The sequence below is a fragment of the Streptomyces spiralis genome (genome assembly GCF_014654675.1).
GTDB lineage: Bacteria > Actinomycetota > Actinomycetes > Streptomycetales > Streptomycetaceae > Streptomyces > Streptomyces spiralis.
The window spans coordinates 30,139-49,712 of record NZ_BNBC01000038.1; the positions used below are offsets into that span (position 1 = coordinate 30,139).

Sequence of the window (19,574 nt, forward strand, 5' to 3'; positions counted from 1 at the left end):
ACTACTGGTCGCCGGTCAGGAGACGCTCAGCAGGCTGCTCGCCGACGGCATCACCGACGCGCCTGCGAGCGCCAGCCCGCTCCAGGCGGTGGCGGCCGGTCTCGAGCGCGCATCGAGCGCCATGGGTCCGGCGAACCGCGAACTCGGCCCCCGCCTCAAAGCGGCCGTGGCGGCCAGCACCGAACTTCAAGAGCGCGACGCCCTCAAGAGCGTCGGGCTCGCGGCCGCCATGACAGGCGCGCTCATCGCCCGCGGTGTCCCCGAGCCGACTGCGCATCTCGCGGGCGAGCTGGGAGTCCTCGCGTTCAAACGGGGCTACGCCCGGTGGTGCGAAAGCGATCGTGACGACGAGGAAGGGCTCGCGCCACATGCACTGGCAGCCTTGGAGGACCTACGCGCGGCAACTGCGTCACTGGGCTGATCGATCGCTCGGCCGTTGCCGGCCGGGCCCTGTCGGCGCCGTGACTGCAGCGCCCCGTGCCGCGTCACATGGCTCGACCTGCCGCACAGGCTCGGAAACACGGTGATGTCCGCCGCCGCGAACCGCCGACTCGGTCCGGTCACGTCCGGGAATTCATCGCCTCTGCCGCGAGGTTGACCGGGCAGACACCCACCGACGGCGACAGGGGAACCGCAAGGTGACGCAGGTGAGGGAGCTTTACCTGAGTGTGGCGGACACAGCGGCGCAGCTGTTGGCAGCGCCGGAGGTGGCAGACGGCTGGCGCCGGCCCTCCGCGCTGGCGAGGCTCAGCGTCCAGGGACTGGCGGGTCACCTGGCCGGGCAGGTCTTCTTCATCCCCACGGTGCTGGCAGAGCCGGTGCCTTCCGAGCCCGCCGTCTCGATCCACGAGTACTACGCGCGCGTCAGCTGGATCGGCTCAGACCTCGACACGCCGTTCAACCAGGCCATCCGATCCGGCGGCGAGGAAGAGGCTGCTGGCGGTCCGGCCGCGCTGGCCGCGCGGGTCGCCGCATGCGTCGAGGAACTGCGCGGCATCCTGCCCACCACGCCGGATCGCCTGGTACGCCGCCCGAGCTGGGGGCCGTGGTCGATCAGTCTCGATGACTTCATCACCAGCCGAATGCTGGAGCTCGTTGTCCACTCCGACGACCTTGCGCACAGCGTCGGGTTGCCGACGCCCGAATTCCCGCCCCCTGCCGTCGAGACGGTCGTGGACCTGCTGTCGCGGATCGCCTTGCGGCGGCACGGCGCGACCAATGTCCTGCGCGCACTGAGCCGCAGCGAACGCGCACCGGCTTCCATCTCGGCGCTCTAACGCAAGCATCGGAACCGGTCAATGGGCCACAAACCGCCCTTGGTGAAGCGTTTCCTGAGTGTTCTTCAGGTGAAGACGCGGACGAGCGGGGCGACGCCGCACTCGCCAAGTCCGCCGACACGGGCCCGGGTCAGGCCGAGGCCACAGCCCTCGACAAGGCCCCCGGTACGGCGACTTGGGCCGAGCTCGACGACGATCCTGGCAAGACGCCCACATGGCATGTCGACATCGTCGACGGCCACGGCACCGAGCCACGAGGTCACCGTCGACGCGCAGACCGGCAAGGTCACCACCGCGCACGCCGCCCAGGGCCACGCGGGCAGCAGGGACACGCGGGCAGCAGGGACACGGACGACGACCGCCGGCACGACTGACCTGCCAGACGGCAGCGCGACCGCTTCCGCTGCCGCGACCGGCCCGGCGGACGTCCGGGAGAGCGGGCGGCTCGGCCTCCTGCGTCCAGGTGTAGACGGGCATGAGAGGGCGGATTACGGTTGCGTGCTGATCATCCATTGCCGAGGGGGGACGTCCATGCAGCCGTCGTCGGCCGCCGCCGAGCCGGGCGGCTCGGACATACGCGAGTCGCCGGACCCGCGACCGCCCTCCGCGAGGGGCCGTGGTGCACTGCGCGCGGTGACGACGGTGCACGCCGCGGCCCTGTTCACCCAGGCCGTCCTCGCCGGGCGGTTCCTGTCCGGCGACTACGACATGCTCACCGCGCACGCGGTCAACGCCGATGTCATCGTCGCCGTCGGCCTCGTGCAGGTCGTGGTGGCGGTGGTGTACTGGCGCCGGGGCCGCGGTCCGGGCCGGCCGGCCGCGGTCAGCGCCATACTGCTCGTGGCCGAGGCAGAGCAGGCCGTCCTCGGCTACCAGCGGAGTCTGGGGGTGCACGTCCCGCTGGGCGTGACGCTCATCGCCGCCGGGCTGCTGCTCCTGGTCCAGGTGTGGCGCCCCCTGCCCCCCAACCCCGTCCCGGCCGCGCCCGGTGACGCCGGGTCAGTGGCCGGGAAGGTGCCGCCACCCGGCACGTCCCCGGAGGCGTCGCGGCCCGCGCAGGACGTCTCGTGAGACCGGCGATACCGCGCCGCCACTTCCTCGGCGCCCTGGGCGGCACGGCCGCCCTGGTGGCGGTGGGCACACAGATCCCGCGGCTGGCCGCCCGCGCCCAGACCGGGGAACTCCTGCGCAGCCGGCTGCCGCTGCCCGCCCCGTACCACGTGCCGCTGCCGATACCAGCGGTGCTGACCCCACGCCAGGACGCCACCACCGACTACTACGAGGTGACGCAGAAGGCCGCCACCCAGGAGATCCTGCCCGGCCACACCACCGCGATCTGGGGGTACGAAGGGACGTTCCCGGGGCCCACCCTCGTCTCCCGCAGCGGCCGGCGGACCGTCGTCCGCCACCACAACGCCCTTCCCGTGCCCGCCGTCGTGCACCTGCACGGCGGCCGCACCCCGTCGGCCAGCGACGGCTACCCCACCGATCTGATCGTGCCGGACGGATTCACCGGCCCGCTCCCGCACCACGACCACCGGGCAAACCTGGCCCACGGCTCACGCCTCTACGAGTACCCCCTCCAGCAGCGGGCCGCCACGCTCTGGTACCACGACCACCGCATGGACTTCACCGGCGCCTCCGTCTGGCGCGGACTGGCCGGATTCCATCTCGTACACGACGACGAAGAGGAGGCCCTGCCCCTGCCACGCGGGCACCGGGACATCCCCCTCATGATCACCGACCGGGCCTTCGACGCCGACGGCTCCTTCCGCTACCCCGCGACCGACCCGACCCTGCTGCACACCCCGGGCGTGCGGCCGGACTACGTCGAAGGGGTCCTGGGCGACGTGATCCTGGTCAACGGCGCGCCATGGCCCGTCCTGGAAGTCGACGCCGCCCGCTACCGGCTGCGCATCCTCAATGCCTCCAACGCCCGCCGCTACCAGCTCGAGCTGGACCCCCACCCCGCGGGGGGCGGCGCCCTCGTGCAGATCGGCTCCGACGGCGGCCTGCTGGCGGCCCCGAGAGCGCACGACGCGATCGTACTGGCGCCCGCGGAACGCTTCGACGTCGTCGTCGACTTCTCCCGCTACCGCGTCGGCGAGGAGGTCACCCTGACCAACCGGCTCGGCAGCGGCACCACCGCCGCGGTCATGCGCTTCCGGATCGCCCGGCGCGCCACCGATGACAGCACCGTGCCCGCACGGCTGTCGGACATCGAGCGCCTGGACCCTGCGCGCGCGACGGCGACCCGCACCTTCGCCTTCCGCGACCAGGGCGACGAGGGCTGGACGATCAACGGCCGCCCCTTCGACCCGATGCGGGCCGACGCCGCCCCCCGGCTGGACGCGCTGGAGGTCTGGCGGTTCACCAGCGACTTCCACCACCCGGTCCACCTGCACCTGGTGCACTTCCAGGTGCTCTCCCGCAACGGAGAGGCCCCCGGCCCCTACGACGCGGGCTGGAAGGACACCATCGACCTGAGCCCGGGCGAGGAGGCCGCGATCATCACCAGATTCACCGGCTACCGGGGGCGTTTCGTCTTCCACTGCCACAACCTGGAGCACGAGGACATGGCGATGATGGCCAACTTCGAAGTCGTCTAGCGCTCTCACCCGAACCGGTCTGCGCTCAACCTCTGCAGCGGCTGGCGAGTGTGCCGGGATGGCGCCTACGACCGAAGGCCGCTTTCCGCGGGGCACACGCGGAGGTGTACCTCGACGGACAGGACGTGACCGAGCAGAGCCCGCGGCGACCTGGACGATCGGGATGGACGGGCACGGCACCCGGTGCCGCAACCGCCGGTGCGATCCCCGGCGCGTACCGCGCGACACGGGCAGGCCACCGCAGGCGGCTCAGGGTTGCGTTTCCGTCGGCCGGGGGAGGGGGACTCGCCGTCCGTGGTGGCGTACGGAGCGGAGCAGCGGGTGCGGTTGCCGGCGCTGCGGGCGGGCTGGCCGACGCAGACGTTCGTCCACCGGTCCTTCCCACCGGAGACGATTCAGGCGCTGATGCCCGAGCAGCTGGTCGTGGACGAGTACGAGGACGCTGCCCGGGTCGGGCTCACGCCCTTCGTGATGGTGGACGTGCGCCTGCCCGGTGTACCGGCCGCAGTGCCCGGGCTCCCGGCGTTCGCGGAGACCAACCTGCGCACCCATGTCCGGCACGCCGACGGCCGGGACGGGCTGTGGTTCCTTTCCCTGGAGGTCGCCTGCCCGCTGATGCCGGCGGCGCGAGGGATCGGCGCGCCGTACCGCCCTGGCCTACTCGAGGTCAGCGAAGCGTGGCCACTGGCCGCTGCCATCGTGGAGGTGCTGGAGGAGACGCTGACTGCCTCCGCCGGGCTGCCGGCTCCTTCCGGAGGGCCTGTGGTGCACTTGTCGGAAGGAGTCGGGCATGTGCGGCTGGGAGCCTCGTGGCCCTGTGCGCCGACGGCCGCCTCTGCCTGAGGCCGGGGCCGCGGCGCGGGACCGCCGCGGTGGGACTTCGGGGGTGAGCCGGGTTTGCAGGTCGGCCGCACGGGGCCCGCTGCTGCGCTTCGAGGGCTGGATCGCGGGCCTGGGCACGTGCTCCGGAACGCGTGTCGTGCTCGGGCACTGGCAGCAGTCGCCGTTCGGCCCGTTCAGCGACGTGATGCTGGAACGGGCCGAGGGTGAGCGGCTGCTCCTGGCCCCCACACGGGAGACCGCGGAGTTCATCGGCGGAACCTACGTCTTCGACACCGTTCGGGTCGTCCCCGTGCGGGTCGGGGTCGTGGACGGTACCTGGACGGTCACCGCCGGCCCGCTCGAGCTGCGGTTCGTGACGGGCAGACGCGGGCTCCTGGGCATTTTGCTGCGGGCCGTGCCCGGCGCGCTCGCCCGCCGTCCGGCGTGGAGTGCGCTCATGGACTGGCCGGCCCGCATGCTGCTGCCCGGCGTGCGAACCCGGGGAAGCGCCGGTGCGGGCCGCCGCGAATGGTACGGCGCACGGGATCTGCAGCCGATCCGCGCGGTCTCGGCGTTCTTCGCCGGCGCCGACCTCGGTTCCGCGGCCCCCGTCGAACCGCCCGTCCGCTTCGGCTTCGGGTCGGTGCCCAGGAAACCCTCGCTCACCCGGGTCACGACGACGGTGGCGCTCGGACCGGGGGGAAGGATCGCGGAAGGATCGAGGAGCCGGTGCGGAAAGTGACTGCCGGTCCTGAGCCCCGTATCCGGCGCTGCTGAGGGCGTCGGGCTCCGCGGACATGAGCGCGTGGGCGAACGTCCGGACCGGCACGCGCAGCAGATCGGGACTCGCCGAGGCGAGGTTCTCTTCGGTGAGGGCGTGCAGGGGCACACTGTCTGGTGCGGTCATCGTGCTGATCTCCTTCGAGCTTCGACACCTCGAGGATCAGCCGGTGGCCGTTCCTGCGCTCCGGGCACTCAGACGCCGGGCCGAGCGCGCGGATCAGGTGGGGGCCTGTACAGCACTTCTCAGGACGCGACCCGAGGCGCCGGGGACACCTCGGGTGGTGGGGACCGCGAATCGTTCGGTGCAGCGCCCGATCGCGGATGTGGCCGAGCACTGGAGCGCGCAGTCGCCCGGCGGGGACGGGAAGGGGCGTCCGTGCCGGGTCAGCCCGTCCGTACGAGTGCCTTCCGGGCCAGGGCCACCGCTCCCGCGAGGCCGTCCGGCACGGGCACCGGGTGCAGACCTCGCGGGGCGAGCCGGCGTTTCAGGGGGCCGAGCAGCACTCCACCGGGACCGAGCAGGCCCCCGGTGGTCACGAGGATGTCCTCGGGGCCGGGTGAGAGCGAGTCCAGCGTCGCGACCAGTCGCTTCGCCGCGCCCGACAGCAGTCGCTGCGCGACCCGGTCGCCGTTCTCGGCCGCCCGCGCCACCAGCGGCGCGAGGGAGGCCAGTTCGAGGACGGGCCGCTCGTGGACCGCCTGCACGAGCCGGTCGCGCACGTCCTGTGCGGCGGCCGGCGTCGCGGGCGGCTTCGCGGCGGTCTCGCCGAGGTAGTGCGCGCGGACGGCCGCGGTCAGGAGGGTCGGCCTGCCGCGCCCGTCGAGGGCGGCGAGCGCGCTTCGTACCGCTCTGCGCCCGATCCAGAACCCGCTGCCGCTGTCGCCGAGCAGCCAGCCGTTGCCGTCGGCGGTGGCGAGGGTGATCCCGCCGGCGAGCCGGGCCGCCACGGCGCCGGTGCCCCCGATCAGGACCAGACCGTCGCAGGGGGTGCCGGGCGCACCGGCGAAAGCGATCTCGGCGTCGCTGGAGACGGTGGTGACGTCGGGCCGTATGCCCAGGTCCGTGAGGGCCGTGCGCAGCGCCGAGGTCGCGTTCGCGGCACCCGCGTCGCCGGGCAGCGCGGAACACCCCGCGAGCCCGGCGGCCACCGCCCGTACGCGGGGCCGCAGCGGGGGCGGTGCCGCGGCGGCGACCGCCTCGCGGAGGTGCGCGGTCAGGACGTCGATCGGAACGGAGAGGGCGTTGCCCGGTCCCGACACGCCGGTGTGCAGGGGCGGCCCGCCGTCCGCGGCCGCCCATGCCACCGCGGCGCGCGTGCGGGTGCCGCCCGCGTCGATGCCGATGACGACGGGCCGCGCCGCCGTGTCCGCCGCCCGCTCGTCCCCGCTCGTCGGCACGACGTTTCCCTCCCCGGGTACTCGCCGGATGACGTCCGCACAGGAGCGCGCCCGCCCGTCCTGGCCGATGCTCCCCGATCTTCTGCCCTCGCGCGGTGCTATTCGTGTTTGTAGGGGCGGACGGCCTCGCTCGTGGCGGCCATCGCCTCCGTGCTCTGGTCGTAGGTGCGCTGAGCGATGGCGATGTAGAGCAGGTCGAGGACCGCCATCTGCGCGTGCCTGCTCAGTACGGTGTGGTGGCCGGGACCGTCGTCCGGCACGGTCGTCGCGAGCACGAGGTCCACGCGGCGTGCCAGCGGTGAGTCGAGGTCCCCGACGACGGCGACGGTCGTGGCGCCGCGCGATGCGGCCTCCGCCGCCAGGTCCGTCACCTCCCGCGTGCGGCCGCTGTGGGACAGTGCGAGGAGCACGTCGTCCGGCCCGAGGAGCGCGGCCCCGGTGAGTGCCACCTGCGTGTCGCTCCACGACCAGGCAGGAACTCCGATCCGGTAGACGCGCTGCTGGAACTCGGCTCCCATGCTCCCGCTGCCGCCCGCCCCGCAGATCTCCACCCGGCGGGCCCGCGCGATCGCGGAGGCCGCCTGCTCCACGGCGTCCAGGTCGATCGCGGCCAGGGTCGCGCCCACCGCGTGCCGCACCCCGGCGGAGATCGCGGAGGCGACCAGGCGGATGTCGTCCTTCTCCGAGATGTCCCGGCCGATGTTGGCCTGCCAGGTCTCCTGCTCGGACCGGCCGGTGTCGGACGCGAGCGCGAGCCGAAGCGCCGAGTAGCCGGGCAGTGCGAGCGTGCGGCAGAAGCGGGTGATGCTCCCGGTGGACACCCCGCACGCGTCCGCCAGGTCGAGAATGGTCATCCGTGCGGCGGCCGCCGGGTCGTCGAGGATCAACGCGGCCGTCGTGCGCTGCGCTTCTGGCAGGTCCGGGAGCAGTGCGCGGATCCGGCCGACGATGCCGCCGTCGACGGCCCCAGCGGTGGTGTGCATGGCTCTGCCTCTCCCAACCTCACCTCTGCGGTGAAGAATTATTCTTCGCCCTGTCTCTCGGCGTACCCAATTATGGCTCCGCTCCATTGACTTGTCCCTCCCTTTGCGCGCAAAGTCATGCGGCGAAGAACAAAACTTCTTCATCGGATCCCAAGGAGCGGGTGTGCCGGACAGTCAAGAGTTCCTTGCCGCGGCCAAGGACGTCGTCGACCGAGTGGTCACCACACACACGGACGCCGTGCTCGCGGCGGCCGGTCTGATCGCGACCGCGCTCAAGGGCGACGGTGTGGTGCAGGCGTTCGGAACCGGGCATTCGGAGTCGCTGGCCACCGAGGTCGCCGGCCGCGCCGGCGGCCTCGTCCCCACCAACAAGATCGCGATCAGGGACCTCGTACTGTACGGCGGCGCGCCCGCAGACAGGCTCAGCGACCCCCTGCTGGAGCGGGACCCCGCGATCGCGCACCGACTGTACGAGCTCGCCGCCCCGCACCCCGAAGACGTGTTCGTGATCGCCTCCAACTCCGGCATCAACGGCTGCATCGTCGAGATGGCCCAACTGGTCAAGGAGCACGGCCACGCCCTGATCGCCGTCACCAGCCTCGAGCACACCTCCCGCGCCGCCCCGCGTCATCCCTCGGGGAAGCGGCTCAGCGACTTCGCGGACGTCGTCCTCGACAACGGCGCGCCCTTCGGCGACGCGCTGCTGCCGCTGCCCTCCGGCGGCTCCGTGTGCGCCGTCTCCACGATCACCGCGGCCTACCTGGCCCAGATGGTCAACGCCGAGGTGGTGCGTCTGCTGATCGAGGCGGGAGTCACCCCACCGGTGTACCTCTCGGCCAACGTGCCCGGCGGCGACGAGCACAACAAGGTGCTCGAGGACCGCTACGCGGGCCGGATCCGCCGCGGCGCCTGACCACGAGACGGGCACCGTCCGCCGAGCCAGTTCTGTCAAGTCCGCTCATTCCGCCTGTAATTGGAGCGTGCACATGAACAGCCGAGACGTCACAGGCCGACCGCGTCCGCCGGCGCGCAGATCACGGCTGAACCGCCTCGCACGGCCCGTCACCGCGGTCCTCGCGAGCGGTGGCCTGCTCGCCGCCGCCCTCGCGGGCGCGGGCGGCGCCGCCGCACAACCCGCGGCCCCGACCTCCCCCGCCACCGCCGCGGCGCCCCCCGCGCTCATCCCCTCCCTGCACAACTGGACACCGGGCGGGGGAACCCTGCGCCTCGACGCGCGGACGAGGATCGACACCGACGCCGCAGGCGAGCCCACCGCGCGGCAATTGGCCGACGAACTGCGCGACACCCTCGGCCGCCCGGTCCCCGTCGTCCACGGCGCGCCCCGACCCGGCGACATCGTGCTGCGCACCGACGGCACGCGCGGCGACCTCGGCTCCGAGGGCTACGCCCTCCGGATCGGCGACCAGGTGCGCATCACCGGCCGCACCGGCGCCGGCGTCTTCTACGGCACGCGCACCCTGCTGCAGATGCTCGCCGAGAACCCGGCCCTGCCCGGGGGCGCGACGACCGACGTGCCGTCCTCGGGCGAGCGCGCCGTCGGCGTGTGCGCCTGCTACACGTACAACACCGATGCCTGGATGACGCGCCTGATCAAGGACATGGCGTACCTCAAGCTCAACACGCTCCACCTCGAACTCAAGGTGAAGAGCAGCGAGTTCCCCGAGATCAACACGTTCTCGTACTACACGCCGCAGGAGGTGCGGCGTGTCGTCGCCACCGCGGCCCGCTACCACATCACGGTCGTCCCGGAGATCAACTCGCCCGGGCACATGGACCCCTACCTCACGCCGTACCCGGACCTCCAGCTCAAGGACACGAGCGGGAAGCCGGACCCGTCGCGGCTCGACATCACCGACCCCGACGCGTTCACCTTCTTCACCCACCTCGTGGACACGGACCTGAAGCTGTTCCCCGGGCCGTACTTCCACATGGGCGCGGACGAGTACATGATCCGCTCGGCCTACTCGAACTACCCGCAGCTGCAAGCGTACGCGCGCAGCAAGTTCGGTCCCGACGCAACCCCGCAGGACGCCTACGTCGACTTCGTGAACCGCGTCGACGCCTACGTCCGGTCCAAGGGCCGCACCCTGCGCATCTGGAACGACGGCCTGACCGGTGAGAACACCATCCCGCTCAACAAGGACATCGTCGTCGAGCACTGGCTGCCGGAGAAGGAGACCTCGCAGCAACTCCTCGACGCCGGCTACCGGGTGATGAACGCCACCGACGCCATGTACTACGTGCGCGGCAGCTACAAGCCGGACGCGAAGAAGCTGTACGACACCGACTGGTCGCCCGTCGACTTCGCCGACGGCACCGTCACCGGCCACCTGGAGAACCTCACCGGAGCCGAGTACAACATCTGGCCCGACAACTACGGCAAGGAGACCGAGAACCAGACGCAGCAGGGCGTGTTCCCTTCACTGAGGGTCTTCGCGCAGGCCGTCTGGGGAGGCCCCAGGCCCGCCCCGGACTACGCGTCCTTCAGCGAGCTCGCCGACACGCTCGGACACGCCCCCGGCTACGGCCCCGCATGGGTGCAGCCGTTGAAGGCCGGAGCGTACCGGCTGCGCGCCACCGGCGGCGCGCTGGGGGAGGGCACCTCACCGGCCGCACCCGGCACGCCCCTCACGGCCAAGGACGAAACGGCGGCCACCACGTGGGAGCTGCGGCCCACCGACGACGGCTACTACCAGCTCGTCGCCCAGGACAGTGGACTGTGCGCCGACGTCTCGCGCGGCACCGCAAACAACATGAAGGTGGTAGAGCAGGCGGGCGCGGCGGCGACCGCGGAGACCTGCACCACCGCCACTTCCCAGAAGTGGCAGCTCGAGCCCGTCCCCGGCGGCTACCGCGTGGTGGACGCCATCACCCAGCAGACCCTGGTCGCCGGCACGGACGGCTCCGTCGTCCAACAGCCGCGCGACGTGGCACGGCACGACGTATGGAGCATCACCCCGATCACCCAGGCCCCCGCACACTCCGGAAGTGACTCATGATCAGCCGCAGGGGACTGCTCATCGCCGGTACCGCGGTCGCCGCCGCGAGCGCCTCCGCCGCTGCGGCCGCCCCCGCAGCCGCTGCCGTACCGGCCGCTCCCGCGGACGCCGTGGCGGCTCGGGGCTCCGCCGGCGGCCGGGCGAGGCCGGTGTCGGTGGTTGCGGTCGACCCCGCCGACACCGCTCAGGAGATCATCGCCAAGGCCGCCGCGATCGTCCCCAGGCCGCCCCAAGTGGCCTGGCAGACCCGCGAGGTCACCGGCTTCACCCACTTCGGGATGAACACCTTCACCGACCGCGAGTGGGGCTCCGGCTGCGAGGACGAGGCCACGTTCGCGCCGTCCGAGGTCGACATCGACCAGTGGATGCAGGCCTACCGCGCCGCGGGCATGAAGCAGGTCATGCTCACCGCGAAGCACCACGACGGCTTCGTCGTCTACCCCACCCGCTACACCAACCACTCGGTCATCGCCTCCCCCTGGTGGTACCGGGGCGTCCCGGACGCCGAAGCACGGGCCGCCAGGGCACGGGCCGCCGCGGAGCGGGCCACGGACCCGTGGGCGTACTGGCGCACCCGCGACACCGGCAACGTCAACCCCGACTGCGACATCCTCGGCACCTACCTCCGTGCCGCCCGCAAGGCGGGGCTGAAGGTCGGCGTGTACCTGTCGCCGGCCGACGGCGCGGAACTGCCGCACGCCTGGCACGAGACGTTCGTCGCGGACATCGTCGCCAAGCACGACGCCGGCGGCTCCCTGACCATCGAGGAGCAGTCCACCTACGACGACCGGGACCGCAGCCCCGCCGGGATGGGCCGGTACGGCAGCGGCAGCCCGGTCACCGCACGGACGATCCCGACCCTCGTACCCGGCGACGACCGCACGGACGCCGTACGCTCCGGGCGGCTGCCCAGCTTCCGCGTCATGGCCGACGACTACAACGCGTACTACATGAACCAGCTGTACGAGCTGTTCACCCAGTACGGACCGATCGACGAACTCTGGCTCGACGGCGCCAATCCATGGAGGTCGAGCGGCGTCAGCGAGACCTACGACTTCACGTCCTGGTTCCGGCTCATCCACGCCCTGTCGCCCGACACCGTCACCTTCGCCGGGCCGCAGGGCACCCGCTGGGTGGGCAACGAGGGCGGCAACGCCCGGCTCACCGAGTGGAGCGTCACCCCGGCGACCGCCGACCCGGCCACCGCGCACGGCGAGACGCTGCTGCCCGGCGGGCCGCAGGCCGCCGACATCGGCTCCGACGCGGTGATCACCGGTCCGGGCGTGAAGTTCCTCCAGTGGTTCCCCGCCGAGGCGGACGTCTCGATCCGGCCGGGATGGTTCTGGCATCCGGACGAACACCCCAAGACCACAGAGCAGTTGGTCGACCTCTACCACTCGTCCGTGGGACGCAACGCGGTGCTGCTGCTGAACGTGCCGCCGAACACCTCCGGGCGCGTCGACGACGCGGACGTGGCATCCCTGACCGGTTTCGGCCAGGCGATCGAGGGCCTGTACCGGCGCAACCTGGTGCGCGGGGCACGCCCCACCCGCACTGCGGAGGCCCTGACCGACCCCCACCTGAGCTCCTCCTGGTCTCCTGCGGCAGGAGCCGGCACCGGAACGCTGGAGCTGACCCTCAGGAAGGCCACCGCCTTCGACCGGATCAGACTGGGCGAGGACATCACCCGCGGGCAGCACGTCCAGCAGTTCGCCGTCGACGCGTGGACGGGCACGGCCTGGACCACCGTCGCCACCGGCACCACCATCGGCTACGCGCGCATCCTCCTCCTGCCCGCACCCGTGACCGCGGACCGGATCAGGGTCCGCGTGATCCAGTCCCGTGCCACCCCCCACCTGTCCACCCTGGGCCTGTACCTGAAGGATCCGGCCGGAGGCCGGTGACCCCGGGGCACATCACCCCCGACCCCCGGCCGGCGACTCGCCGGCCGGGGGACTGCGGCCTCGCGCAGGTGCGTCGCGGCTCGGGCGGTGGCTCCCGGATTGTGGCCTCCGCCGCCGGGAGGCAGGGTGGTCTTGAGACCGTGTGGGAGAGGCGGAAGACACACGGCGCCTGTCACAGATACGGGCTGTGGTTTGTCCTCATCCCGAAGCGGGTTGTGCGAGCCGGGAACCGACGAACTTGGTCACCGCCGCACGAATGGGTCGACACAGCGGTCCAGAATGCGGTGGTCGGCGCAAGATCGACCATTCCGGGCAGCTTACGGAGGTGTCGCACATGTCAGCGAACAACCCAGAGCATGGGGCCACCCACGAGGTCTCGTTGCCGCCCGAAGTCACGTTGCTGCAGGAAGTCACTCCGCCCTTCTTTCCCGAAGGTGGTTCGGGAATGACCATCCTCGTCGAGTGGCCTCCCGATCACCCCGGGCTCCCTCCGCATCGCCACTCGGGCCCGTCGTTCGGCTACGTGATGGAGGGCGCGCTCCGGTTCGAGCTCGAGGGTGAGCCGGAGCGTGTGGTCGAGGCCGGTGGGACGTTCTGGGAGCCAGGCGGTGACGTGATCCACTACCAGGACGGCAATGCCCTGTCGGACGCACCGACCAAGTTCGTGGTGACCATGGTCTGCGCGCCGGGTCAGCCGATGCTCACGTTGGTCGACGAGGAGGAGCTGAAGGAACGGGCGCACCTGCGCGCCCCGCGTCCCTCTGAAGGCTGACTGGACGGGCGGTGTGAGAGGGCGGGTGCGGCAAGGTGCCTGCGCGGCAGTCGGCTGTCAGTGCATGCGGACGTCGGTGTCGAAGAGGGCCAACTCGTGGGAGTAGATCAGGGGTTGGACGATGAATGATCGCCCCGCGACCTTCTACGGGCCACGGCCGCGGTTGAGGTGGGGGATGGCGTCCACTTCGACGGAGGTCAGGCCCAGCAGGGAGGCTGCCGCGTGGAGCTGCTTGGTTTCTTGCCGGTAGATGATGCGGGTGGAACAGTCGGCGAGAAGGCCCTCGGCGAGCGCCCGGCCTTGTGATCCGGTGTCACCGGCGGTGAGCAGGTCCGACAGGCGGTGGATCACCATCAGGTTGGCGGTGCCAAGGCCGCGCCTCGGTTTCCACTGGGCCTGCATGCGCTGCAATAGGCCGACATGGCGCGTCAGACGCCATGCCTCGTCGTAGACGATCCACCGTCGGCCGCTGTGCGGGTCGGTGAGAGCGGACTCCATCCAGGCCGAGGCAGGTCATGGTGAGCACCAGGGCGGTGTCACCGCCCGTCCAAGGCGTGTAGGTGGAGCCCGGAGACGCGCGGGGCCAGGTCGGGAACGTCGCGGCTGTCACATTGCCCGTGGCTGCCGCCTGGCGGACCAACTCGCTGCCGGGGAACCCGCTGCCCCCAACGATCAGGACCGACATGACGCGACACGGCATGGGTTCGCGGCGTCTCCGGCCACGGCATCGCCGTCGGCAGTGCTCTTGGGAATACGGATCCGGGCTTGATCTTTGAATGCTGTGGCACGGTCGGTGTCGGCTCTGCGGCGCGCGGCCGGCCGAGCCTTGTCCGGACGAGAAAGTGCGGTGATCACGCGATGCGGGCGGTGCGGTTTCACGAGTACGGCGGGATCGATGTGCTGCGGGTGGAGGAGGTGGAGCGGCCGGTGCCCGGTCCTGGGCAGGTGCTGGTCGAGGTCCGCGCGGCCGGGATCCAGCCCGGCGAGGCGCACATCCGCACGGGCGCGCTGCACGAACGCTGGCCGGCGGCGTTTCCCTCCGGGCAGGGCAGTGATCTGGCCGGCGTCGTCGTGGAGGCCGGCGCGCATGTCCGGGGCTTCGCGGTGGGCGATGAGGTATTGGGCTTCACCCACAGGCGGGCCAGCCATGCGCAGTTCGTCGTGGTCGACGACGTGAATCTGGTCTCCCGTCCGGCGGGGTTGGCCTGGGACGTGGCGGGGGCGCTGTACGTGGCCGGCACGACCGCCTACGCCACCGTGTTCGCGGTGGACCCCGGCCCGGGCGACACGGTCGTCGTCTCCGGTGCGGCGGGCGGCGTCGGGTCGATTGCGGTGCAGCTCGCGCGGCGGCACGGCGCCACGGTGATCGGGCTGGCGAGCGAGCGGAACCACGCCTGGTTGCAGGATCGCGGTGTTCTCCCGGTCGAGTACGGGCCCGGTGTGGCCGAGCGGATCCGTCAGGCGTCCGGCGGCAGGGTCGACGCGTTCATCGACACCTTCGGCGACGGCTACGTGGCACTGGCAGCGGAGCTGGGCGTGCGGCCCGAGCGAATCAACACGATCCGCGACTGGCAGGCCGCGGCCGAGATCGGTGCGCGGACCTACGGAGAAGGTGCGGCGGCGTGTGCGGTCGTACTCGGCGAGCTGGCCCGGCTTGCCGCGCGCGGCCGGCTGGAGGTGCCGATCGCCCGCACCTACCCGCTGGAACAGGTGCGAGACGCCTTCCGCGAGCTGGAACAGCAGCACACCCACGGCAAGATCGTGCTCCGGCCCTAATCGTCCCCGGCGCTCTGCTGTGAGCGGGAATTCCGGCTCGCGCTGCGGGCCAGCTCGCTGCCGAGCAGCGTCGCCTTGGCCCCACCACGTGCCCAGCGAGGGGCATCGCCCCGGGCCGACCAGTAGACGCAGACGCAGCCGCCGATGACGAGCAGAAGAAAGACGAACAATATGAGCACGAGCATGCTCTACCCCTGATTCGTGTGATGGCCCGTGCCATCCTGTCAGGCGGACCTCATCTCCAGCAGACCTTTGTCGGCATCAGCGCAGCTCTGAGGCTTCTCCCGTGATCGGCCGGAGCGTCGTCCCTGACCTGGCTGCCGTGCAGGCATTGCTGTACCCGCCGCCTCGTTCGGAGGAGAAGCCTGCCGAATGGGACCGTGTGCCACACATTCGTCGTGGGCAGGACGGACCATCGAGTAGACGAAGTCCCCGCGAGCACATGGTCGCCGCGTTCGGGCAGGGAGCTGTGCCGGGCGCCGGGTGACGGCTGCCCATCAGCCGGAGGGTTCCTCGGCACCCTCAGCCGCGCGGCAGGCCCGGCACACGAGTTGGGCGTCGGGTCCGTAGCGGCGCGTCAGCCCCCGGCAGCGTGCGCAGTAGCCGACCTGGTCGGGGGTGCATCCCAGCAGCAGGGCGGCGGCTGCCCGGTCCATGGAAGGGTCGATGCGCTGCGGCATCTCGTCCATGTGACCGAATGTATGTCCGACCACTTGGGCGGGCAGCTCGACTCGTCAGGACGCTCACCCCAGGTCCATGCCCAGCTCGGTCTCGGGGCGGCAGAACTGGCACGGCTCGATGTTCGGGTCGGTGAGCGCAGCCCGTGCCTCATCCGACCGGATCCGGTGCGGCGGGCCCTCGATCATCACGCAGTCGGAGAGGTGGATGAAGGCGGGTTCAGGTCCGTGCGGGGTCCGCTTCTGCTGGACGACGTAACCGGTCTTCGCGGCCGGCGGGGCGAAGCCTGGAAGCGGGCCGCCGCCCTTCACCTTTCGGCTCGGCCGCCCATGCTGCCTTGGTTGCTCCGGCTGGGCGGGACCTTCGGCGCGGGCCAGGGCCGTCTTGACCTTGTCTCGCTGGAGGCGCAGGTAAGTGGCGATGGTCTCGGTCTTGGCCAGCTGCTCGTCCAGGTACGCCAGGATCTGCCGGAGCCGGGGCGGGTCGGGGGGCAGGGGCGGGTCAGTGGGTGGCTCGGACATGGCGTGCACCGTGCAGCGCCGCCCAGCCCGCCGACCGTCGGCCCTGCCAGTACGGGTGGAACATCACCTCCGACGACAGGCGGATCAGTCGCCTCCGGTGCGCGGTGCGCGGCCGTGCTGCGAGCCGCCGGTAGGTGGCGTGCCACTCCTCTTGTGCGCGAGCGAGGTCGTCGGGGATCGGACTCATGGCCGGATTCAATCACGTGTTCGATTTTCTGCGCCATTCACCCGCCCATGACGGCTGGGCAAGCGTGACTGAGTGCTTCAGTCGGCCAGTCCGGCGCCCAGCCTGCTGCTTGAGCTTCGGGCGGGGGAGTCGCGGAGTTCCCCAAGCAGGTGAAGCCGTGTCGTCCGGTCATGCACGCGGTGCGGGCCAGGAGCTCAGGGGTAGCGGACCGCGGTCGATGACGGTGCGGATGCAGAAGGTGCTGCGGGCGTCGCGAAGCGGACCGATGGCCAGGCGGTCTGTACTCGGCCGCGCTCGCCGAGTCCTACAACCGTGCCGTCAACCGGTACGGCGGCCTGGCCTCGGTCGCCCCGGCCCTCGCCGCGCTGGAGGAGAGCGTGATCCGCTGGATGGCCCGCGATGTGTGCGGCCTCCCGGAGGGCGGCGGTGGCCTGTCGACCAGCGGTGGCTCGATGGCCACCTTCTCCGCGACGGTCGCCGCCCGCCACAACAGGCTCGGCGAGGATCTCGCCGGCGGAACCGTCTACACCACCGCCTTCGCCCACCACTCCGTCGCCAAGGTTGCCCGCCTCGCCGGCATCCCCGCCGCGCACATACGTACGGTGCCGCACGCCCCGGACCTGCGGATGGACCACCACGCCGCTGCCGCGATGATCCGCGCCGACAGGGACGCCGGGCTGCGGCCGTTCCTGCTGGTGGCCACCGCCGGCACCACCGACACCGTCGACCCGCTGCCTGAGCTGGCCGACCTGGCCCGCCGCGAGGACGTGTGGCTCCATGTCGACGCGGCCTACGACAGTGGCGGCGGCCCCGGCGGGCGCAAGCCGCATTTGGTTTCAGGCGATACCGTATTGAATGAGTGGATGGCTGTACTGTGGCCTTGTGACCGACGACGTTCCTGACCGGAATACCGCCTCGCGTGCGACCGACCGCCCCGGGGATGCCTCGCCTTTCGCCCTCGGCCTGCTGCTGCGTCAGGCGCACTGGCGTGCGGCCGCGGTGATGGGGGAGGCGCTTCGGCCGCTCGGCATCGAGTTGCGGCATTTCGCGGTGCTGATCGTGCTGGTCAACCGCGGGCCCACCGTGCAGCGGGACTTGGCGACGGCGACGGGGTCGGACAAGGCGGGAATCATGCGCGTCGTGGACGACCTGGAGCGCAAGGGGCTGGCCGTACGCAGGAGCGTCCCGGGGGACCGGCGGGTGCGGGCAGTGGAGATCACGCCTCGGGGGCTCGAGCTTTTCGATGCGGCCCATGTGGCGGCGGAGCCGCTGGCCGAGCGTCTCGTTGCCGAACTGGGGCCCGGCGAGCCCGAGAAGCTGAAGGATCTGCTGACCCGGTTCGCCTATCGCGCGGACGACAACGAGTAAGGACTCCTGACAAAAGTGGTGGGCTTGACCTGGTCAGAGGTCGGTGTCGTGCACGAGGCCGCTGGGTGGCGGGACGCGGTCAGCCGCGTAATCGCACGCGATGAACCCGGCGACGTCGGCGAACATCCCCGGGATACTGGTCGCCCATGGATGAGGTCAAAGTCGTCGTCGCCCATTCCGAGCGCGCGACTCTGCGCGTCGGCGATGTGTTCCTGAAGGTGGACGCCGATCAGGCGCGCATCGATGTCGAGGTCGAGGCGATGTCCCTCGCGCCGGTCCCGACCCCGGAGGTCCTGTGGCGCAAGCCGTACGTGCTCGCGACCGCCGCACTCCCGGGGACGGCGCTTGGGCGCCTCGGCGGGCCGTCGACCGGCTCGCCGACGGCGTGGGCCGCGGCGGGCGCCGCCATCCGGAAGCTGCACGACGCGCCGCTGCCGTCCCGGCCGGGCCAGGCCGGCCGGAGCATCGTCGCGCTGGCGGCGGAACTCGACGACGAGTGCGAGTTGCTCGTGACGAACGGCGTCCTGCCCGCCGACCTGGTCACCCGCAACCGCCAGGTCGCCGAGGCCGCGCTCCGGCCGTGGACTCCGGCGTTCACGCACGGCGACCTGCAGATCGATCACGTCTTCGTCGACGGCGACGAGGTCACAGGCATCATCGACTGGTCCGAGGCGGGCCAGGGTGATGCCCTGTACGACCTCGCCACCTTCACGCTCGGACACGAGGAGCACCTCGACGACGTCATCGCCGGCTATGGCACCGACATCGACCTCGACGTGATCCACGCGTGGTGGTCGTTGCGAAGCCTGCTGATAGTTCGCTGGCTGATCGAGCACGGCTTCGACCCGTTCGCGCCGGGCTGTGAGGTCGACGTGCTGAGATCCCGGATGTGAGGCCGCGCGGGCCCGGCTGTCTGCAGCAGGGCCCGGCCGTGCAGACCCCTTCGTCACCGCGGCTCCGAGCGCTTCCGGGGATTGGCCCATGGCGCGACCAGTGCGGCGACGAACGGAATGCCACTGTCGGGCTCTGCGGGACCTACGCTCGCGTGAACCCGTGGCTCCGCTCCACTTTCGCCACATGCAGCGTGTAGCTCTGGTACCACTCGGCTCGCCCACGTTTCTGCGCCGCGCGGTGCTCGGCGTTGCTCCGCCACTCCGCGAGGGCCTCGGCGTCACGGAAGTACCCGACAGTGATGCCCAGCCCGCCAGGAGTCTGCGCGTGGTCCATCCCCAGGAACCCGGGGACGTCCTTCACCAGGTCTTCCATGCGTGCGTTGGTCTCGCTGTACCCGCTCTGGTCCTGGGTTCGCACCGTAGTGAAGACGGCCACGTAGTAGGGGGGTTCATACGCCTTAACGGGCGCGACAGGCGCTTCCGAATGATCGCTCATGGCGTCACCGTAAGGCGGGACGCGCCCAACGATCCAGCGTCTTTCCTGGACGGGATACACGCAGCGCCCTGGGCAGGGGCCGCCATC

At 71.4% G+C, this 19,574-nt stretch carries 22 protein-coding genes and 2 pseudogenes; 14 read left to right on the forward strand and 10 right to left on the reverse strand.

What is annotated here, in order from left to right:
- Nucleotides 1–421: TetR family transcriptional regulator (locus tag IE318_RS31395; RefSeq protein ID WP_229903853.1), on the forward strand; the 421-nt coding region annotated here is incomplete at its 5' end.
- Nucleotides 422–647: 226 nt separating this feature from the next.
- A complete protein-coding gene (locus IE318_RS31400) occupies nt 648–1,277 on the forward strand; it encodes a maleylpyruvate isomerase N-terminal domain-containing protein (protein ID WP_229903854.1) in 630 nt (209 codons plus the stop codon).
- A 65-nt stretch (nt 1,278–1,342) separates the two neighbouring features.
- On the opposite strand, the gene IE318_RS31405 is transcribed toward IE318_RS31400, so the two are convergent.
- Nucleotides 1,343–1,609: a hypothetical protein gene (locus IE318_RS31405; protein ID WP_189905792.1), complete on the reverse strand. Its 267-nt coding sequence runs from the start codon at nt 1,607–1,609 to the stop codon at nt 1,343–1,345.
- A gap of 199 nt (nt 1,610–1,808) precedes the next feature.
- On the opposite strand from IE318_RS31405, the gene IE318_RS31410 reads away from it, so the two are divergent.
- The 4 genes from IE318_RS31410 (at nt 1,809) to IE318_RS31425 (ending at nt 5,450) form a co-directional block, all read left to right on the forward strand.
- Nucleotides 1,809–2,348, forward strand: a complete 540-nt coding sequence (locus IE318_RS31410; protein ID WP_189905794.1) for a hypothetical protein — start codon at nt 1,809–1,811, stop codon at nt 2,346–2,348.
- Complete coding sequence (locus IE318_RS31415; RefSeq protein ID WP_189905801.1) at nt 2,345–3,886, forward strand: multicopper oxidase family protein; 1,542 nt, start codon at nt 2,345–2,347, stop codon at nt 3,884–3,886. The genes IE318_RS31410 and IE318_RS31415 overlap by 4 nt, the downstream gene beginning before the upstream one ends.
- Nucleotides 3,887–4,180: 294 nt before the next feature.
- Entirely contained in the window at nt 4,181–4,729 is a 549-nt protein-coding gene (locus IE318_RS31420; protein ID WP_229903855.1) for a DUF2071 domain-containing protein, read from the forward strand.
- Between the two features lie 43 nt (nt 4,730–4,772).
- The gene (locus IE318_RS31425; protein ID WP_189905803.1) at nt 4,773–5,450 is read left to right on the forward strand and encodes a hypothetical protein; all 678 of its coding nucleotides are present in this window, start codon (nt 4,773–4,775) and stop codon (nt 5,448–5,450) included.
- Nucleotides 5,451–5,465: 15 nt separating this feature from the next.
- Here IE318_RS31425 and IE318_RS45400 read toward each other — a convergent pair.
- The 3 genes and pseudogenes from IE318_RS45400 to IE318_RS31435 form a co-directional block, all read right to left on the reverse strand.
- A pseudogene (locus tag IE318_RS45400) lies at nt 5,466–5,615 on the reverse strand (IS256 family transposase); the annotation flags it as partial.
- Nucleotides 5,616–5,875: 260 nt separating this feature from the next.
- Nucleotides 5,876–6,889 (reverse strand): N-acetylglucosamine kinase, encoded by a 1,014-nt coding sequence (locus tag IE318_RS31430; protein WP_189905805.1) that lies wholly within the window; start codon nt 6,887–6,889, stop codon nt 5,876–5,878.
- Nucleotides 6,890–6,987: 98 nt separating this feature from the next.
- Complete coding sequence (locus IE318_RS31435) at nt 6,988–7,872, reverse strand: MurR/RpiR family transcriptional regulator (RefSeq protein WP_189905807.1); 885 nt, start codon at nt 7,870–7,872, stop codon at nt 6,988–6,990.
- A gap of 163 nt (nt 7,873–8,035) precedes the next feature.
- On the opposite strand from IE318_RS31435, the gene IE318_RS31440 reads away from it, so the two are divergent.
- From IE318_RS31440 to IE318_RS31455, 4 genes are all read left to right on the forward strand, one after another.
- Nucleotides 8,036–8,785, forward strand: a complete 750-nt coding sequence (locus IE318_RS31440) for a sugar isomerase domain-containing protein (protein ID WP_189905809.1) — start codon at nt 8,036–8,038, stop codon at nt 8,783–8,785.
- Nucleotides 8,786–8,858: 73 nt separating this feature from the next.
- On the forward strand, nt 8,859–10,892 hold the full coding sequence (locus IE318_RS31445; protein WP_189905811.1) for a glycoside hydrolase family 20 protein: 2,034 nt from the start codon (nt 8,859–8,861) through the stop codon (nt 10,890–10,892).
- Nucleotides 10,889–12,796 (forward strand): alpha-L-fucosidase, encoded by a 1,908-nt coding sequence (locus IE318_RS31450; RefSeq protein WP_189905813.1) that lies wholly within the window; start codon nt 10,889–10,891, stop codon nt 12,794–12,796. The genes IE318_RS31445 and IE318_RS31450 overlap by 4 nt, the downstream gene beginning before the upstream one ends.
- Nucleotides 12,797–13,130: 334 nt before the next feature.
- Nucleotides 13,131–13,568 carry a cupin domain-containing protein gene (locus IE318_RS31455; RefSeq protein WP_189905815.1) on the forward strand — a complete coding sequence of 146 codons (438 nt, stop codon included), beginning with the start codon at nt 13,131–13,133 and terminating at the stop codon, nt 13,566–13,568.
- A 57-nt stretch (nt 13,569–13,625) separates the two neighbouring features.
- On the opposite strand, the pseudogene IE318_RS31460 reads toward IE318_RS31455, so the two are convergent.
- Nucleotides 13,626–14,115: pseudogene (locus IE318_RS31460) on the reverse strand (ATP-binding protein); the annotation flags it as partial.
- A 311-nt stretch (nt 14,116–14,426) separates the two neighbouring features.
- On the opposite strand from IE318_RS31460, the gene IE318_RS31465 reads away from it, so the two are divergent.
- Complete coding sequence (locus tag IE318_RS31465) at nt 14,427–15,344, forward strand: NADP-dependent oxidoreductase (protein WP_189905817.1); 918 nt, start codon at nt 14,427–14,429, stop codon at nt 15,342–15,344.
- Here the strand turns inward: IE318_RS31465 and IE318_RS31470 are convergent.
- From IE318_RS31470 to IE318_RS31485, 4 genes are all read right to left on the reverse strand, one after another.
- Complete coding sequence (locus IE318_RS31470) at nt 15,341–15,529, reverse strand: hypothetical protein (protein WP_189905818.1); 189 nt, start codon at nt 15,527–15,529, stop codon at nt 15,341–15,343. The genes IE318_RS31465 and IE318_RS31470 overlap by 4 nt on opposite strands.
- Before the next feature lie 312 nt (nt 15,530–15,841).
- Nucleotides 15,842–16,033: a hypothetical protein gene (locus tag IE318_RS31475; RefSeq protein WP_189905820.1), complete on the reverse strand. Its 192-nt coding sequence runs from the start codon at nt 16,031–16,033 to the stop codon at nt 15,842–15,844.
- A 54-nt stretch (nt 16,034–16,087) separates the two neighbouring features.
- Nucleotides 16,088–16,543: a DUF6233 domain-containing protein gene (locus IE318_RS31480; RefSeq protein ID WP_189905822.1), complete on the reverse strand. Its 456-nt coding sequence runs from the start codon at nt 16,541–16,543 to the stop codon at nt 16,088–16,090.
- Nucleotides 16,524–16,730, reverse strand: a complete 207-nt coding sequence (locus tag IE318_RS31485; RefSeq protein ID WP_037869176.1) for a DUF8825 domain-containing protein — start codon at nt 16,728–16,730, stop codon at nt 16,524–16,526. Before IE318_RS31485 ends, IE318_RS31480 begins: the two co-directional genes overlap by 20 nt.
- 278 nt (nt 16,731–17,008) lie before the next feature.
- Here IE318_RS31485 and IE318_RS31490 point away from each other — a divergent pair, with 278 nt between their 5' ends.
- The 3 genes from IE318_RS31490 to IE318_RS31500 all read left to right on the forward strand — a co-directional run bounded on the left by IE318_RS31490 (nt 17,009) and on the right by IE318_RS31500 (nt 18,991).
- Nucleotides 17,009–17,632, forward strand: coding sequence for a pyridoxal-dependent decarboxylase (locus IE318_RS31490; protein WP_268256761.1), 624 nt, complete (start codon nt 17,009–17,011; stop codon nt 17,630–17,632).
- The gene (locus tag IE318_RS31495; protein ID WP_229903856.1) at nt 17,613–18,098 is read left to right on the forward strand and encodes a MarR family winged helix-turn-helix transcriptional regulator; all 486 of its coding nucleotides are present in this window, start codon (nt 17,613–17,615) and stop codon (nt 18,096–18,098) included. The genes IE318_RS31490 and IE318_RS31495 overlap by 20 nt, the downstream gene beginning before the upstream one ends.
- Nucleotides 18,099–18,244: 146 nt before the next feature.
- The gene (locus IE318_RS31500; RefSeq protein ID WP_189905825.1) at nt 18,245–18,991 is read left to right on the forward strand and encodes a phosphotransferase family protein; all 747 of its coding nucleotides are present in this window, start codon (nt 18,245–18,247) and stop codon (nt 18,989–18,991) included.
- A gap of 142 nt (nt 18,992–19,133) precedes the next feature.
- Here IE318_RS31500 and IE318_RS31505 read toward each other — a convergent pair whose 3' ends face one another.
- Nucleotides 19,134–19,487: an antibiotic biosynthesis monooxygenase family protein gene (locus IE318_RS31505; RefSeq protein WP_189905827.1), complete on the reverse strand. Its 354-nt coding sequence runs from the start codon at nt 19,485–19,487 to the stop codon at nt 19,134–19,136.
- Nucleotides 19,488–19,574: the final 87 nt, after the last annotated feature.